General features: G+C 74.9%; 3 protein-coding genes. 2 read left to right on the top strand and 1 reads right to left on the bottom strand.

What is annotated here, in order from left to right; translation table 11 throughout:
* Positions 1 to 12788: lonely Cys domain-containing protein (locus GA0115240_RS28610; RefSeq protein ID WP_141708996.1), on the bottom strand; the 12788-nt coding region annotated here is incomplete at its 3' end.
* Between the two features lie 683 nt (positions 12789 to 13471).
* On the opposite strand from GA0115240_RS28610, the gene GA0115240_RS28605 reads away from it, so the two are divergent.
* Both GA0115240_RS28605 and GA0115240_RS28600 read left to right on the top strand, forming a co-directional pair.
* Complete coding sequence (locus GA0115240_RS28605; RefSeq protein ID WP_141708995.1) at positions 13472 to 14014, top strand: hypothetical protein; 543 nt, start codon at positions 13472 to 13474, stop codon at positions 14012 to 14014.
* A 95-nt stretch (positions 14015 to 14109) separates the two neighbouring features.
* Positions 14110 to 14487: hypothetical protein (locus GA0115240_RS28600; RefSeq protein WP_370673381.1), on the top strand; the 378-nt coding region annotated here is incomplete at its 3' end.

Genomic DNA, 14487 nt, shown 5'->3' with positions numbered 1-14487 from the left:
AGCATCCTGTCCAGCGCGCCGATGCCGGCCAGCAGGTCCAGGTACGAGCCGTCCTGGTCGACGCCCGCGCCGAAAGCCAGCCGCAGCGCCCGCACCAGCCGCAGCGCCCGGTCCCGGACCGCCGGGGAGGCGGGGCCCTCACCCGTGTGCAGGCCGGCGGCACGGGCCGCCTCGTCGAGTCCGTTCCCGGTCGGCTCCGGCCGGTACTCCAGCCACCGGCCCCGCCGCCCGTGCAGATCGGTCATCAGGGTGTGGACGAAGCCGCCGGGCGTCTTCCAGTTGCCGGCCGGCCGGGTGGAGCCGAATACGGTACGCGCGGTCTCGTTGGATACGTGCTGTGCGTCGCTGACGGTCGCCAGCGGATCGGAGACGAACGGGCTCCGGCTTCCCCCGCCCGGCGTGACGTCCCCGTCGGCGGCCGCCGCGAACCAGCAGGCCTCCATGACGATGACGCCGTCCGCGGGCAGGTCCACCAGGCTCGGCCGGCGCTTGAGGAGTCCCCCGATCTGCTGGCCGCGGGTGGTGCGGGCCCGGCCGCCGGGCAGCGGCAGGTTCATCGCGCCCGGCAGGCTGTGCGCGGCGAAGAAGTACACCTCCCGCCCGGTCCACGGCACGAGCCGGTCGTCCTTGGTGCGGTTGCCGGTGGCCGCGTTGTGGTGCCAGAGCTCCGTCATGTCCGCCAGGTGCTGGAGGTAGCTCTCCATCCTCGGGGCCTCGGCGTCGTCGAACGCGGACCGTCCGACCGGTCTGCCGTTCGAGACGATGGTCTGGGTCAGCACCTCGCTCTCCCAGTCCGGCGCGTCCCCGGCCGAGGCGGGGTCGAGCAGCTGCCCCGGCCGGCTGGCGATCCAGTCCCCGCGCCGCATGCCGAAGGCCTCCACCAGGGAGACCCTCATCGGATCCGCCGGATCGGCCGGATCCTGCCGGGCCATCCGTACGTGGCCGCTCGCGGACCAGATCTCCCGGCCCGTCCGGTCGGCTGCCCGGCGCGGCAGGTCGAGTCCGCCGCCCCCGGCGCGCGGGACCAGCAGCACCACGGGGACATCGGCGGGCAGGGCGGCCAGCGCCGGATCGAGGGCGAGCAGTTCGGCGAACACGTCCTTGGGCACCTGGTAGACCGCGCCCTTGAAGCCGCGTACCTCGATGTGGTCGTGCGCGCCGGAGGCGACGATCGTGTACGGCGCGGGGCCGCCGGGGCGTTGCCAGCGGGCGGTGGTCGGGTCGCCGCGCAGCGCCAGGCGGCCGTCGGGCCCGGGGACGGACACGCCCACCTGGGTGACGTCCAGGCCCGAGGCGTCCAGGCCCGTCCAGTTCATCCCGCGCAGCTCGTCGGCGGCCCCGCCCAGGGTCCTGCCCGTGGAGAAGACGCCCCGGAGCGTGAGGTGGAAGGCGGCGAGCGCGGCGAGGCTGCCCGCCTGTTCGACGGCCTCGTCCATCGCGACCCGGAACAGCTCGCCGCGGTGTTCGCCGGTCACCGGCTCGTCCGCGGGCAGGAGCAGCACCCGGCGGGTGGCCGCGTCGATCACGTCCAGGGTCAACGGGCCCGCGCTGAGGGCCGGTTCGCGCTCGGTCCGGCGCAGGGTGTCGAGCCGGGCGGCGGCCTGGCGCAGGGCGGGGTAGATCCGGTGGCCGGTGATCTCGGCGCCGTAGATGCCCGCCAGGATCGCCGCCTGCTCGGCGGCGGCGTCCTCGGCGGCACCGGACGGACCGGCTGCGTCCTGGGCGGCCCCGACGACGGCGTCCTGGGGAGCCTCGGCGGCCGGGGAGGACGTGCCGGCCGGGAACCACGTGCCGGTCGGCGGCTCCGGCGGGCCGAAGCGGACCTCGGGCTCCGCCGCCGACGGCGAGGCGCCGGAGCGCGGCACCGGCAGGACGGGGGCGGGCGTGAGCGCGGGCGGCGCGGGAACGGCGGACCCCGGCGGCGGCCCCGGGCGTACGGCCGTCCAGTCCGTCCGCCTGGCCGCCCCCCGGGAGGGCTGGGTCAGCATGACGCGGTAGGTGCCGTCCCCGCTGTCGTGGACCAGCCGGGTCGGCTGCGCGGACATCGTCACGTTCCTGGCGGCCGCTGTCCGGTCGGCGACGGCACGGGGCAGCGCCGGGTTGGCGGTCCCGATCAGGACGACATGGGTCTGCGCTTCCAGGTCGTTCAAGTCATCGTCAAGCAGGAGCAGTTGGGCGATCTCGTCGAAGGGCACCCGCTGCGTCCGCCCCCCGGGGAGCGCCATGTCGATGTGGTCTGCGCCGTCTGGGTCGACCACCACGAAGTAGCCCGGGGAGGACAGACCGGTGGTCGCTCTCGCCGAGACCCACGGTCCCCGGATCTGGGTGCCGGCGGCGATGGTGCCGTCCGTGGAGCGCACGTAGGAGCTGGTCTGCAGCCTGCCCTGCACGGGTTTGCCCGTCCAGTTGCGACCCACCGACGCGCCCGAGGGCGAGGAGAGCTGGGTGGTGAACGACAGCGCGCCCTGCTGGACGAGATGGTGGGCGGCGAGCGCGCTCGGGTGGTACGGATCGGCGCCGGCCGCCGCCGCGCCCGCCACCAGCCACACGAGCCGGCCGCGCAGCTCCGCGTCCATCGGGCCGGCCGCGCCGCCCAGGTGCAGCACCTTGTCCGCCAGAGCGGCCAGGTCCGCGGCGCCGCCGACCGCCTCCACGGCCTTGACCGTCGCCCACAGGAGCGACTGCCGGTCGCCGTCGACCATCACCCAGTCGCCGTCCGGCCCCCGCTCCTGCCGGGTTTCCGGCAGCACCCGCCGGGCCAGGACGGTCAGGTCGTCGACGTCCAGGAGTGCCAGTGCCTCGTCCAGCGAGGGCAGCGGGACGAAATCGCGCAGGGGCGAGCCGGCCGCACCGCTGAGCCGGGCCCGCGCCGCCTCGAGCAGCGCCCGGATGTCGGCGGGCTCCAGTGCCGCGGGCTGCGGCTTGTCCGTCCCGTGCTGCCGGAGGTGCGATCGGGTGGCGCGGTCGAGCAGTTCGAGCGTGAACTGACCCGCGTCCCGCAGCTCCGGGTCGTTGCGCCGCATGATCTCCAGCGCGCCGATCCCGCGCAGCAGCGCCTGATAGGTACCCGCCGGGTCGTCCTTGTCGTCCTCCACCGCGACACCGAACGTCCGCCGCAGCGCCCGCACCAGCCGCAGCGCCGCCTCCCGCGCCTGCGCGGCCGGCAGCCCCGGCTCCGACCCGGACGCGGGCCCGGCGGCGGCGAGCAGCCCGGCCAGCAGGGCGAGCGCGTCGAGCTCCTCCTCCAGCGGCTCGGGGCGCAGCTCCCGCCACACGCCGGGCTCGTTCAGGGCGGTGGCCGCGATCATGTGCATCGACGGCTTGTCGGTAAAGTGCTCGGCGTAGTGGGTCCGGTCGGGGGCGAAGACGGTGTGCCGGGTCACGTTGGCCACCGCCTGGGCCGCGGAGACGGTCCGCAGCGGATCCGCGATGAACGGCGCCCGGCTGGCGGTGTTGAGGTGGGGCTTCTCGCCGTCGTAGTCGCCGGGCGTATCGGCCCAGCAACTCGCCAGGACGATCGGGATGTGCGCGGCGAGCTGCCGCACGCTCGGGCGCCGCTTCAGGAAGCCGCCGACTTCGTTGCCGGTCGCCTCGATCTTCCGATGGTCCCGCCGCATCGTGAAGGAACCCGGAAGGCCGTGCAGGGAGAAGTAGTACGCCTCCTTGCCCGCCCACGGCAGTGCGTCGACGCCGGACAGCAGCGTCTCGGTGACGGAGTCGAACCGGAGCGACACCGTCTGGTCCGGGAGTCCCTCCCAGAGGCGCGTCCGCGCGAACTGGTCCTCGTCGCCGAACACGGACCGGCCGATCGGCCGCCCGTCGCGGACAAGGGTGAAACTCTCGAGTTCCCGGTCCGGAATGCCCTGGTCCCTCGCGCCGCTGAGCGAGTCGATCGTGCCCTGGGGATCCGGCGCCGGATAGCCCGGCTCGCTGGCGATCCACTCGCCCGTCGGCCGCCGCGACGCCGACTTGTCGGTGACGACGATCCCGCCCCGGTGCGTCTGCGGGTCCTCGACGATCATGGTGTCGCCGCTGTGCGCCCACACCGTCCTGCCGGTCGCCGTGGCCGCGGCCCGCGGCATGTCCAGGCCCTGCGCGCCGGCGCCGCCCCGCACGACCATCACGACGGGGACATCGCTGCCGAGCGCCGCCAACTCCTCGTCCATGGAGAGCAGTTCGACGAAGTCTTCCCACGGCACCGGCAGGAAGACGGGATGCGCGGGCCACGGCCCGATCCTGATGTGGTCGTGCCCTCCGCCGGCCGCTACGACGAAGGGGCGGGGACCGCCGGCCTGCCGCTGCCACGGGGCCGGCCGGGGCGTGCCGGGTGCGGTGTCCACGGCGTACGAGGCGGTGTCGACGTCGCCGGCCGGGAACGGCGTCCAGTTGATGCCGGTGGTGCTCCCGTCCGGAGCGGTCGTCCGGAACGCGGCCGACAGCGCGCCCAGCTTCTTGAGCCGATAGGCGCTCAGGGCGGCCATGCTGGTTGCCCTGCCGGCCGCCATCGCCTCGTCAACCAGGGTGTACAGCTCGCTGTAGTGGGCCTCGGTCACCTCGTCCTCGGGGACGTGCATGACCCGCCGCACCGTGGAGTCCCGGTTGAACTCGTCGGCCAGGTCGGGGTCGGCCAACCGCAGGGCCGCCAGCCGTGCCACCGCGGCCGCGTGGGGCGGCTGGCTGATCTCGATGACCGCCTGGCGGCGCTGCAGCCGCGCCTCGCTGTAGCTCAGCCGGGCGTCGGCGCCGAGCGCCCGGCCGCGGCTCTCCACGGTGATCGTGAAGGCGTCGATGCCGATCTGCTCGGGACCGCTGGGAGCCGACGATTCGGCGTCCCCGTCGCTGCCGGTGTCGCCGGCGGTGTCAACGGCGCTGCCCGCGTCACTGGCGCTGTCACTGGCGACGTCACTGACAGCGTCACCACCCGTGAGGCCGGCAGCATCACCACCCGTGACGCTGCCGGCGTCGCTGCCCATCGGACTGCCGGCGAAGCTGCCCGGGACACTGCCCGCGACGCTGCCCGGGATGCCGCCCAGGCCGCCGTCCGAGGCGACGTCGGCATCGCTGTCGAGGTCGACCGCGACCGGGGGGTTCTGCAGCTCGTGCAGTTCCGCGGCGAGTTCCGCGCGGAACGCGTCGGCTACGGCCTGCGCCCGCTGGGTACCCGTTCGCGCGTCCCGTTCGCCGACGCCCAGCGGCGTGTACCAGCGACCGTTGCCGTACCCGGTGACGGTGATCCGGCGGGCCGGCAGATCGACTCCGATCTCCCGCACGCTCGCCACCGCCACCTGCCGTGCCAGCGCGGAGATCTCGCCGAGCTGGGTGGGGGTGAGCTGCTTGGCACCCGGCCCGAAGGTCACCACCGACCGGGGCCGCGGCAGCGGAGCGATGCCGGGTGCCGCGGGGGTCGCCGGGGTCGCCGCGGTCGCGGACGAGGGCCCGGCGATCGTCTCGCCGCCCGGAGCGGCCGCGCCGGAGACGCGTGGGGGCGCCTGCCGGTCGCTGCCGGATCCGGCCCGCGCCGGAAGGATGTCGTCCTTGTCCGGCGGATCGGCCAGGTCCGGGTCGGACCCGATGGAGGACACGTCGTCCGCACGCGGATCGCCGGACCCGGCATCGTCCCGGTCCGCGGTCGTGACGACGGACTCGGCCGTATCGGTCACCGACGGCGCCGCTTCCGGCGCTTCCGGCGCGCTGAAGCGCACCCGGGTGACCGCCGTCACCGAGTTGGCGATCGGCGGCGCGACAGGGGGACCGGCAGGCGGGGACGTGGGCGGGGCGGGGGCGGCAACGGCGGGCTGCGGCGGCGGCCCCGGGCGCACCTTGGTCCAGTCGTCCTGGGCGGGCGACTTCGAGTCGACCCAGGTCAGGAGAACGGCGTTGGTCTTCTTGCCGGGATCGTGGACAAGGCGGGTCGACCGGTCGGACATCGTCACGGTCCGGGCGGTCGCGGTCCGGGCGGAGATGGCGCGCGCCAGTTCCTGGCTGTCGGCGCCGACGAGGACGACCGTGGTGTCCACCGGCCTCCCGCTCAAGTGCTGGTCGAGCAGCAGCAGTTCGGCGATCTCGTCGCTCGGCACGGTGCGCGTCCCGCCGCCCGGCCAGGGCATGGCGACGTGGCCGCTGCCGCTCGCCTCCACCGCCACGTAGTAGGAGGCGGGGGGTTGATCGGCGGCCTGTCCCAACGGCTCCCACGGTGCCCGGCGCTCGACGGCGGTGGCGACTGTGCCGTCCGGGGACCGCAGATAGGAGTCCGTCGACATCTCGCCCTTGACGGGCACCGTTGTCCAGTTGCGGCCCGCTGACCTGCGCGAGGGCGAGAGCAACAGGGTCGCCGGGGCCAGCGCGCCGTTCCGGCTGAGGTGGTAGGCGGCGAGCGCGCTCGGGTGGTGCGGGTCGGTACCGGCCGCCGCCGCGGCGGCGGCCAGCCACAGCAGTTCCGCGCGGCGGGCATCGTCCGGCGGACCGGTGACGCCGCCCAGGTGCAGGACCTTGTCGGCAAGGGCGCCGACGTCCGCGGCGCTGTCCAGTGCCTCGACGGCCTTGACCGTTGCCCAGACGGTCCGCTGCCGATCCGTGTCGGTGGGCCCGTAGACGCCGTCCGGCCCCATCTCCTGCAGGGGGCTTTCGTCCTCGTGGAGCACCTTGCCCACCAGGTCGACCAGGTCGGCCCGCAGCAGGCTCAGTGCCTTGTCGACCGAGGGCAGCGGGGCGAAGTCGCGCAGGGCCGTACCGGGCGCGGCGCTCAGCCGGGAGTCCGCCGCCGCCAGCATCGCCCGGACGTCGCCGGGATCGAGCGCCCGCGGGCGCGGCTTGCCGGCCCCCTGCTGCTGGAGGTGGGAGCGGGTGGTGCGGTCCAGCAGATCGAGCGTGAACAACCGCCCGGCGTCCCGCAGTTCCGGGTCGTTGCGGCGCATGGTGTCCAGCGCGGCGATCCCGCGCAGCAGCGCCCGGTAGGTGCCGGCCGGATCGTCCTTGTCGTCCTCGACGGAGACACCGAACGTCTGTCGCAGCGCCCGCACCAGCCGCAGCGCCGCCTCCCGCGCCTGCTCGGCCGGCATCCCCTGCCCCGGTCCGGAGCCGGCGGTGGCAGGCAGCAGCCCGGCCACCGCGGCCAGGGCGTCGAGCTCGTCCTCCCGCGGCTCCGGCCGCACCTCCCGCCAGGTGCCGGGCTCGTTCAGGGCGGTGGTGGCGACCATGACCGCGGCGTCCGGACCCGAGGTCCCCCGGTTGTACGTCACCCGGTTGGCGGCGAACACGGTCCGCTCGGTGGCATTGGCCACCCCCTGGGCGGCCGTGATGGTCGTGAGCGGATCGGCGACAAAGGGCGGCCGGCCGGCCGCGTTGACATGTGGGAGGGCGTCCGCGGGCGTGTCGGCCCAGCAGGCCCCGAGCACGATCGGGACCTGGCGGGCGAGCCGCGCCAGGCTCGGACGCCGTTTCAGGTAGCCGCCGGCCTGTTCGCCGGACGCCTGGGCCTCCCGCTTGCCCCGCCGCATCGTCAAGCTGCCCGGCAGCCCGTGCAGATAGAAGAAATAGGGGTCCTGGCCGGCCCACGGCAACGGCTGGGAACCACCGGCAGCCACCGCGTCGACGCTGTCCCAGTACAGGGACTCGGCGTGGTCGGGCAGGGTTTCGTAGAACTCCTCCCGCACGCTGTAGTCGCGGTCGCTGAACAGCGCCCGGCCGATCGGCCGCCCGCCCGAGACAATGGTGAAGCTGGTGATCTCGTCGTCCGGGACCGCGTCGCCGTCTGATCCGAACTCGTCGAGCAGGCGGGTGCGGCCGCGCGGGTCGGGCACCGGATAGCCGGGCTCGCTGGCGATCCAGCGGCCCGTCGGCCGGTTGATCACCGTCAGGTCGGTGACGGTGATCCGGGGCCGCTTGGTCTGCGGGTCCTCGATCACGCCGGCCATTCCGCTGTGCGCCCACACCGTCCTGCCGGTCGCCGTCGCGGCGGCCCGGGGCAGTGCCAGGCCGCCCGCCCCGGCGTTCCCCCACACCAGCACCACGGGCGTCCCGGCGGGCAGCGCGGCCAGCTCCGGGTCCATGGCCAGCAGTTCGGCGAAGTCCTCCCTCGACGCCAACTCGGTGGAACCGTCGGGCAGGCGCACCATGACGTGGTCGTCGTCGCCGTCGGCCACCACCACGTAGGGCTCGGGATCGCCCGGTCGCGCATGCCACAGTGCCGGTCGCGGCGTCGGGGCGGCGGATCTGACGTCGAAGGAGGTGGTGTCCAGGTCGCTGATCGGCGTCCCGGTCCAGTTGCGGCCCATGACCTTTCCGCCCGGAGCGGTGATCCGGGAATCGGGGTCCAGCGCGCCCCGCTGCCCGAGGTGGAAGGCGCGCAGGGCGGCCAGGCTCGTCGCCTTCCCCGCTGCCGTCGCCTCGTCCGCCAGCATGGTCAACGCGCGGTGGTGGGACGCGGTCGGAACGTCCAGGACGGTGATCTTCATGGTCCGGTACAGCAGCGCTTCCGGATCGAAATCGTCGCCCATGTGCGGGTCGGCCTTCTGCAGCGCCGCCAGCCGCGCCACGGCGGCCGCGCCGGGCGGCTGGCTGATCTCGATCACCGCTTGCTGCCGCTGCTGCCGCGCGTCGGCGTAGCCCGTCCGGCCGCCGGCGCCGAGCGCCCGGCCGCGGCTCGCCACGGTGATGGTGAAAGCGTCGATCCCGATCCGGCCGGCGGCGCCGGGAGCGATGGATCCCGCGTATCCGTCGCTGCCGGCGAGGCTGCCGGCGTCCGATGCGTCGCGGGCGGCTGCCGCCTCCGCGGCGTCCTGCAACGCGTCCAACTCGTAGGCGAGTTCGGCGCGGAACACGTCGGCTACGGTCTGCGCCCGCTCCTGGCCCGTTGTCACGTCCTGTTCGCCGACGCCCAGCGGCGTGTACCAGCGGCCGTTGCCGTACCCGGTGATGGTGATCCGGCGCGCCGGGAGGTTGGCCTGTTTCTCCCGCAGACCCGCCGCCGCCACCTGCCGCGCCAGCGCGGTGATCCCGCCGAACTCGCCCAGGCCGAGCTGCTTGCGGCCCGGCAGGAAGCTCACCACCGACCGGGTCGGCGGGAGCAGGACGTCGCCGGGTGCCTCGGGAGCCGCCGGGGCCGCGGACGAGGGCCCCGCCTGGGACGGGGCGCCGCCCCGGGTAGCGCTCCGGCCCGGTGTGTCGCTGCTGGGACCGGCTGCCCCGGGGGGCGCCGCGTGGGTCAGCGGCTGCGGCGCCGGGTCCTGGGTGACCGGGTCCGCCACCGTACCGGCCGCGTTGCCCGTGATGAGGGGGGCCGCGGGGGAGGTCACCACGGGGGCGGCCGGCTCGGCCGACGGCTCGGCCACCGGACGGCTGGGTCCGGCGCCCGAGGACAGGCTTCGCGGCGCCGGCGCCGACCCGGTGCCGTCCTCGGTCGTGACGTCGCCGCTCGTGACGACGGAGACCGCCGGGGCAGAGGCCGAGGCAGGCGGTGTCTGCGGCGTCCCGGGCGGCTGCGGCCCGTCGGGCACCGGAGGGACCACACTCGCCCAGTCGCTGAGCGGAGTGGAGGACGCCGGATCCCCCGTCAGGACGAGGAAGTCCCGGCCGCTCTGGGGGTCGTGCACCAGCTTCGTCGGCCCCGCGGGCACCTGGACGGTCCGGGCCGCCGCCTCCCGCGCGGCTATCTCCTTCGCCATCCCGACGTTGCTGACTCCGACCAGGACGATGGGGACCTCGTGCGCCGCCAGGGGCAGCAAGTCGGCTGTGTTCGCGAGCAGTTCGGCGATCTCGGCGGAAGGCACCCGGCGGCGGGTACCGTCCGGCCACGGCATGTCGACGGCGTCGGTGTGCTGGCCCTCGGCCACCACGAAGTAGGCGGTGGGCAGCACGCCCGGCTTCGTTTCTGTCCTGTTCCACGGCGCGGATTGGGCCGTGCCGTGGCCGAGGGAACCGTCCGGGGATACGACATAGCTGTCGGTCACCATCGTTCCCGTGATGGGCCTGCCGGTCCAGTTCCGTCCCATCTCCCAGCCCGAGGGCGAGAGGATCAGCGTCTTCTCGGACAGCGCGCCGTTCAGCTCCAGGTGGTGCGCGGCGACCGCGTTCGGGTTGCCCGGATCACGGCCGGCCGCCGCCGCGCCGGCCACCGTCCACAGCAGCTCCGCCCGCCGCGCTTCGTCCGCGGCGTCGGGTCGGGCGTCCAGGTGCAGCATCCGCTGTGCGGCGGCCTGCCAGTCCGGCCCGCTGTGGTGGGCGCTCTCGACCGCCTTGACCGTCGCCCAGACCACTCGCTGCCAGTCGTCGCCGCTCACCCAGCTGTTGGCGTTCAGGCCCAGGACGTCGATGGCTCGCTGGTCCTGGTCCCCCTCGTCCAGCAAGTGGAGCGCCTGGTCCAGCGAGGGCAGCGGGGCGAAGTCACGCAGGGCGGTGCCGGCCGCCCCGTCCAGGCGCGTTCCCGCGGCCAGCAGCACGGCCCGGACATCGGCTCGCTCCAGCGGGGCGGGCCACGGCTTGTCCGTACCGGCCCGCCCGAGGTGGGACCGGGCGGCGCGGTCCAGCAGGTCCAGCGTGAACTGCCCGGCCCGGTCCAGCCCCTGGTCGTTGGCGCGCATGCTCTCCAGCGCGCCGATGCCCCGCAGCAGCTCCTGGTACGCGCCGGCCGGGTCGTCCTTGTCGTCCTCGACGGCGGGGCCGAACGTCTGGCGCAGCGCCCGCACCAGCCGCAGCGTCGTCTCCCGCGTCTGCGCGCCCGCGGGCCCCGGCGTGGGGACCAGCCCGGCCACCCCGGCCAGTTCGTCGAGCGCGTCGTCCAGCGGCTCGGGCCGCAGCTCCCGCCACACGCCGGACTCGTTCAGAGCGGTGGCCATGACCGCTTGCTTCTGGCTGTGGAAGGCGTGGATCCGGTCGGGCGCGAAGACGGTGTGCCGGGTGGCGTTGGCCACCGACTGGGCGGCGCTGATGATGTCGAGCGGGTCGGCGATGAACGGGGGACGGCCGGCGTAGTTGCCGTAGTAGGTGGTCAGCGCCGCTTCGTCCGCAGGGGTGTCGGCCCAGCACGACATGAGCACGATGGGTTGGTCCGCGTCGAGTCGCTGCACGCTCGGGCGCCGTTGGAGATAGCCGCCGACCTGATCGCCGCTCGCGCTGACCGGCGCACCGGCCTTCGAGCGCAGGCTCAGCCTTCCCGGCAGCCCGTGCAGGTAGAGGTAGTACGGCTTCTGGCCGGCCCAGGGCAGCGGCTGCGGGCCGGCCAGCGCGGTGTTGGCGACCGGGTCGATCGAGAAGGACTCCTGGTGGTCCGGGAGACCTTCGAAGAAGACCTCCCGGAGCACCATGTCGTCGTCGTCGAACATGGCCCGGCCGATGGGCTGCCCGGCGGAGGCGATGGTCATGCTGCTGATCTCGTCGTCGGAGACCGTCCGGTTGTCGACCGTGCGGATCCAGCCCCGGGTACCGTGCGCCTGGTAGCCGGGGCGGCTGGCGATCCAGCTCCCCGCCGGGGTCTTCCCCGTCGGCCAGCCGTCGAACACGGCGATCCGGTTCTGCATCGTCTCCGGGCTCCGGTCCACCCACGCGGTACCGCTGTGGGCCCACACGGTCCGGTCGGTCGCGGTGGCGACGGCCCGCGGCAGCCGCAGGCCCTCCGCGCCGGCCCGCGGCACCATGAGCACCAGGGGAATCCCGTCGGCGAGCGCGGCCAGACCCGGGACCATGGCGAGCAGCTCGGCGAACTCCTCGGGCGGCACCGCGTGGCGGGAGCCGTCGGACCAGGGGACCTGGACCTCCTCGTGGCTCCCGTCGGCCAGCACGAGGTACGGGCGGGGACTGCCGGGCCGAGGCTGGTAGAGCGGCAGCTGGCGCCTGCGGCGTCCGCCGCGAACCAGGTCGTACTTCGAGGTGACCATGTCCGAGACCGGGACGGCGGTGAAGTTGATGCCCACCCGAGCGCCACCGATGGCGGTGACCGGGGTCGCGGCGGACAACGCCCCCTGCTGCTTGAGGTGGTGGGCGCCGAGCTGCGCGAGGCTCTTCGCCCGGCCGTCCGCCATCGCCGCGTCGACCAGCGTGTACAGCTCGGTGCGCTCGGCGGCTCCCACCGTGCTGTCCGGGGTCCGGTGCAGGATCCGGCGGACGAGCGCGTCCGACGCGATGGTGCGCAGGCCCGGATCGGGGTCGGCGGCGCGCAGCGCGTCCAGGCGCTCCACCGCGACCGAATGGGGCGACCGGGCGATCCCGATCGCCGCCCGCGGCCGGTGGGCGGGAGTGTCCGCGCCCGCGGGCCCACGGTCGGCCGGAAGCCCGTGGCCGCGATCCTGCACCGTGATCGGGAAGGCGTCGACGCCGATGTCGTCCTCGCCGCCGCTGGTGACCAGGCCCGCGTCCACGTCGTTCTGCACCGCGGCCAACTGGCGGGCGAGTTCGACACGGAATGCTTCGGCGACGGTTCGCACCGGGTGCTCGCCGGCTGTCCCGGGCGGCTGGCCGCTGCCGTTTTCGGCGCTGGTGACGGTGATGGTGATGCGTGGCGCCGGGAGCCCGGCCCGGATGTCCCGCATCCCGACCTCGGCGGTCTGCCGCGCGAGTGCGGAGATCTCGCCGGTCTGCTCGTCGGTGAGGTGTTCGGAGTCCTCGTCGAAGGTCAGCAGCGACAGGGGCGGCAGCAGCGCTTCCGGCGCGGCGGCCGGGGACGGCCCGGCCGGGGAGGCCGGCCCGGCGGGAGTGTTCGCGGACAGGTCCGCGACTGGGTCCGCGGGCGCCGAGACGATCGGCGCGGGCGTCTGCCCGGCGTTCGGCCTGACCGGGGCCGAGGGGCCGCTCGTCACCACCGAGGGCCCGGCGTCGTCCTGCCGGGCGACGGACTCGGAGTCGGAGGTGATGTCGGATGGGGCCTCGGGCGCGGAGTCCGAGTCGGAGGGGGTGTCGGTAGGGGGTGTCGGACGCGGACTCGGAGTCGGAGGTGACGTCGGAGACGGCCTCGGCGGCGCCCGCCGGAGCAGCGGACGCCGGAAGCGGGTAGACGGCGATCCGCGCCGGCGCCTCGGGGCCGAAACTCCAGACCGTCGGCACCTCGGAGACGTGCTCGGGCGGCAGCAGGTCGATGCCCAGCTCGCCGAGTTCGGCCCCGAGATCGTGACCGAGCAGCACGTCGGGCGCCTCCGGGGCGAACCCGGCCCAGCCCCTCCCGTCGCCGATCTGCAGGACCAGCCCACCCCTGCCGTCGGGCACCGGCGTACCGGCGAGGATGTCGGTCCCGTCGAAGTCCACCGGATGCCCGATGGGCGCGATCAGCAGCCCGTTCAGGTGCTGGGCGACCTCCCTCGCGAACGCCGGCGAACCGACCAGCGGTTGCGCCCGCCCGGCCTGCCCCGCGACCAGGACGACCGGGACCGGGGACTCCGGGTCCCAGGCCGTCCAGCGGCGGATCCAGTCCGCGACACCTTCCGCGTCACGCCACCTGCCGTCCAGGAGCATCCGGTTGGTGCGGAAGTTGTACAGGCCGCCCAGCATGATCACGTCGTCGGAGGACGGCAGGAAGGCCGTACCCACGTTCCGCGAGGACAGCTGGTCCCGCGACACGAAGCGGGGTATGGCGACCGAGGTCGGGGCGCCTGCCGGAGCAGGATTCCGGGCGCCGGATCCGTCCGCTCCTTCCCCGCTCGCCGCGGGCTGCCGCCCGGGCGACTCGTCCGCCGTCGCCCGCGCGTCGTCCGCGATCGTGGCGGCCTCCCGGCCGGTCGCCGGTTCCGAAGCCGACCGGCTGGGGGCGTCGGCAGCGCCGGTCTGCGCCGGTCGTGCCCGCGGCGCCGCGCCCGAGCTGTCCGGATACATCGCCTCGGCCGCGCGCAGTTGCTGCTCGATCTTCGCCAGCGCGGCTTCCGCGATCTTGTCCTCCGGCGTGGCCGGCTTGGTGACCGACACGGCCGGCTGCGCGGTGGCCGAAGGCGCGTCCTGTGCCCCGTCCTTGGCGGCGGGCCCGGCCGCGGCCTTCGCCCGCGCGGCGGCTGCCTCCCGGGCGGCGTTGGCGGCGGCGGTCGCTTTGGCCTGGTAGGCCGCCTTGGCATCGGCGCCCGCCTTGGCGGACGCCTCCTTCGCCTGGCCGCGACCGCCTTCGCGAACGCCTTGCGCTCGGCCGCGGTCGTGGCCGTGACGTCCTTCTCGGCGGTGTTCACCTGCTCGCGGGCGGCGGCTACCTCCCGGCTGGTCGCCACGACCTGCGACGACTTCGCCTCCAGCGCCGCCTGGGCCGCCGCCTCGTCCTTGGCCTTCCGCGCGAGCGTTTCGAGCCTGGTTTTGGCGACGGCCGGCCGGTCGACGGCAGGGGCCGCCGGTGCGGCCGGATCGCCCGGCTTCGACTGCCCCGTGACGGTGTCGGCCGGCTTGGGCTGCGCGGGCTTCGGCTGCGCGTCCGCTGCTGCGGCCGGCGTGGCCGTCGCGGGCGCCGACGGGTCCTGGGCCTGCTGGGTCCGGGCCTGGGCCGCGGCCAGCGCGGCCTGCTTGGCCCTGATGGCGAGTGCGGCCCGG

This window comes from Streptomyces sp. DvalAA-14 (genome assembly GCF_900091855.1).
In the GTDB taxonomy this organism is placed as follows: domain Bacteria; phylum Actinomycetota; class Actinomycetes; order Streptomycetales; family Streptomycetaceae; genus Actinacidiphila.
The sequence above is the reverse complement of the archived record's forward strand: the minus strand, read 5'-3'. Positions and strand labels throughout refer to the sequence as shown.